This window comes from Shewanella sp. 11B5 (genome assembly GCF_002836795.1).
Taxonomy (GTDB): domain Bacteria; phylum Pseudomonadota; class Gammaproteobacteria; order Enterobacterales; family Shewanellaceae; genus Shewanella; species Shewanella frigidimarina.
The window spans coordinates 1-3302 of record NZ_PJAP01000891.1 but is presented as its reverse complement, the minus strand read 5'-3'; the positions used below and the strand labels follow the sequence as shown (position 1 = coordinate 3302).

Annotated in this window: 2 protein-coding genes; one reads left to right on the top strand and one right to left on the bottom strand. The window is 38.9% G+C overall.

Features of this window, described 5'->3' with window-relative positions:
• On the top strand, positions 1-2031 hold a 2031-nt coding region (locus tag CXF78_RS17780; protein WP_102037509.1), incomplete at its 5' end, for a YjbH domain-containing protein.
• Between the two features lie 302 nt (positions 2032-2333).
• Here the strand turns inward: CXF78_RS17780 and CXF78_RS17775 are convergent.
• Positions 2334-3095, bottom strand: coding sequence for a glycosyltransferase family 25 protein (locus CXF78_RS17775; protein ID WP_102037508.1), 762 nt, complete (start codon positions 3093-3095; stop codon positions 2334-2336).
• Between the last annotated feature and the right edge of the window lie 207 nt (positions 3096-3302).

The window sequence follows — 3302 nt, the reverse complement described above, 5'->3', positions numbered from 1 at the left end:
ACAGGTAGAATGGCCGCAGAAGGTGAATTTAGTGTTAACGCCACCTTTAACGAAGATTATTATCACGGTGCATTATCAATCCAACTTTTTCCTTGGTTAGAAACCACTATTCGCTACACTCAAGTTCCTGATGTGCTTTACAGTAATGATCCTGAATTTAGCGGTGATACCTATTACACCGACAAAGGCATTGATGTAAAACTGCGCTTATTAGAAGAAAGCTATTGGATACCAGAAACGTCTATCGGTGTACGTGATATTGGTGGTACCGGCTTATTTGATAGCGAATATATCGCCATGACTAAAGCTTTTGGGCCGTTCGATGCAACTATTGGTATGGGTTGGGGTTATATAGGTAACCGTGGTAATTTAACCGACGCTAACAAATCATCATCTGTCGATTGTAATCGGAATACCGGCTACAAAGGCAAAGGCGGCAATGTTGACTTTGAACGTTGGTTTAAAGGCTGTAGTGCAGTTTTCGCTGGTATTGAATATCAAACGCCTTGGGACCCTTTGCGCATAAAGGTTGAGTATGATGGTAATGATTATAAGTCTGACTTTGCCGCTTTGCGTACTGGTAATGAACTGAAACAAAGTAGCCCAATAAACTACGGCTTATTATATAAAGTCAGTAACTGGGGCGACTTTAAAGTAAGTTATGAGCGTGGTAATACTTGGACATTAGGTTTTAGTTTAGCCACTAATTTTAATACCTTAAAATCGAACTGGCGTGACACTCCCAAGCAGGCAATTGAAGATAAGTCTGATAAGACCGACCGTAAAGTTGATCTACCAGAACTTAATAAGCAGCTTGCTTATGATGCCGGCTATAAGGGCGCTAAGATTTATATCAAAAATGATGAAGTCACCGTTGTTGCAACCCAAACTAAATATCGTGATAGAAAGTTCGCTCATGATCAAGCAGGACGCATTTTATCTAATCAGTTTCCGAATGTGAGTACCTTCAAAATTATTGAAAATACTGCGCACCTTCCAACAACTGAAACTCACATTGATACTAAACAGTTTAAAGATGCTGTGCAGCATAATTACCTCAATGCGAAAATTGAAGATAGCACTAAAGTAATCGAACCAACACTGCCAACAGAAAAGCCCGATTGGGAGGTTCCTGACCAATGGAGTTATGGCTTTGCACCTAAGCTTGCCCAATCATTTGGCGGATCAGAAAATTTTTACCTCTTTAATGTAGGTATTAGTGGTTCAGCAGGCCGTTGGTTAACCGATAATCTTGAGATTAGTGGTGCGATGTATATCAACTTGTTTGATAACTATGATCAATTTAAATACAAAACACCACCAGACGGTACCGACTTAAAACGTGTTCGAACTCTGGTTAGGCAATATGTGTCAGACAATCCTGTTCGTATTGATAACCTGCAGCTCACTTGGTTAGATAAGCTCAGTGAAAATATCTATGCTCAAGCCTATGTAGGCTATCTAGAAATGATGTTTGGTGGTGTTGGCGCAGAAGTGCTTTACCGCCCAATGAATAGCGAATGGGCATTTGGTGTTGATGCTAACTACGTTAAGCAGCGCGACCCAGATAACCTTGTGGGTTTCTTTGATCAAGAACTAAATTTTGATCCTGATTCAGGCCGTTATTTCCGAGCTCAAACTGGTACATTCACAGGCCATGCTAGCGTATATTATCAACCAAGCTGGTTCGATGATGTACTGCTTAAGGTCAGCTATGGTCAATACTTAGCAGAAGATCGCGGTGTTACTGTGGACTTTTCTAAGCAATTTGATAGTGGTGTAATTGTGGGTGCTTTCGCCTCCAAAACAAACTTATCTGCCGACCAATTTGGTGAGGGTAGTTTTACTAAAGGGTTTTATATTTCAATCCCGTTTGATGCAATACTACCAACGCCAGTAACTAATCGCGGTAACCTTGCTTGGCAACCACTGACTCGTGATGGTGGTCAGAAGTTAGGTCGTAAATTTGAACTGTATGGCGGTACCGATGCAAGAGCACCTTGGCTAAACAAACCTTCAACAACAAAATAAATACAAATGGCGGGACGATATGAATAACTTCACATCGTCCCCATTAAAATAGAAAAAGCAATCATTACTCGTTATTTCACCAGAGCTAAGAATACAAGATGAAAAATCATTCCGCATTCTCAAGTTCAATATTACAGTAAAAAATCACATGCGATTCCGAATGCTGATAAACAAAAGAAATTAACACTGCTCCCTCAGTGGTGAATCAATTACCATTGAATGAAACCAACTGAGCTAGTGCTATAAAACAACCTTATGGAGGGTCACTTATCTAAAGTTCGGTTACTTATCTTGAAAAAGCATTATGGCTTGTTACTGTTGAATCGTGGAAGTGATGGCAATTGTTGTTTATATTTCAATAAATTCAATTCGAACTTCACTTTTTGCCAAATACGCAATAAATGATGACGTTCAACATTAGTACGTCTACCTTGTCGATTAATATCACTGTCTAAATCGGTTCCAATCACAGGAAAAGGTCTTACAACAAAGCAACGTAATTGTTTTTCGAACCAAAATTGAATATCGATATCAACAGGACGGGCAATAGGGTATGCCGTTGCTAATAATTTTTGTGCTCCAGCCAATGACACGCATTGGCCGCGGGTAGAAGCTGGCAATTTTAAACACGTCGATAAGCTAAAGCGATCATCAAGCATTATCGATTTAACAATACCTTTTTGCTTACGTCCATGACACAGTTTGATGTAATCCCAATCAGCAGAAAGATTATTAATATGTTGTATCACCGTCATTAACGCAGGATCTAGGATTGAGTCATCCTCAAGAATTAAAGCGTAATCTAACTGTTGTTCAATAATCATTTGCCAACATTGGACATGGCTTAGGTAGCAGCCAATTTCACCCAAATTAAGCTTTTTGTCGTATTTTTGAAGGTTTGTTTGCGGATCATACACTTTCGCAATCTCGGTATCGTGCAAATCTTTACCGTAAACGGCGGAAATACGTTGGTATTCGACACCTAATTGTTTTAGTTGTTCATCCATGAACGTAAATCGTTCAGTACTGTTATCTAAATTAATGAGAAAGACTTTAAATTTCATATATTACTAACCCAAACACCCAATTTAATCATGTTCAACTACTGATATTTAACCCTAGAATATTCAGTAATGGCGACATCTGCTGAATAAAATGGTTGATGCTACAGTTAGGTTACTTTTACTAGTGACATTTGATTTAATCCATTGAATAAATTTAAAACAACCCTTATGAAAACCGTGGTTGTTTTGCGTCCTTTCACTCACATG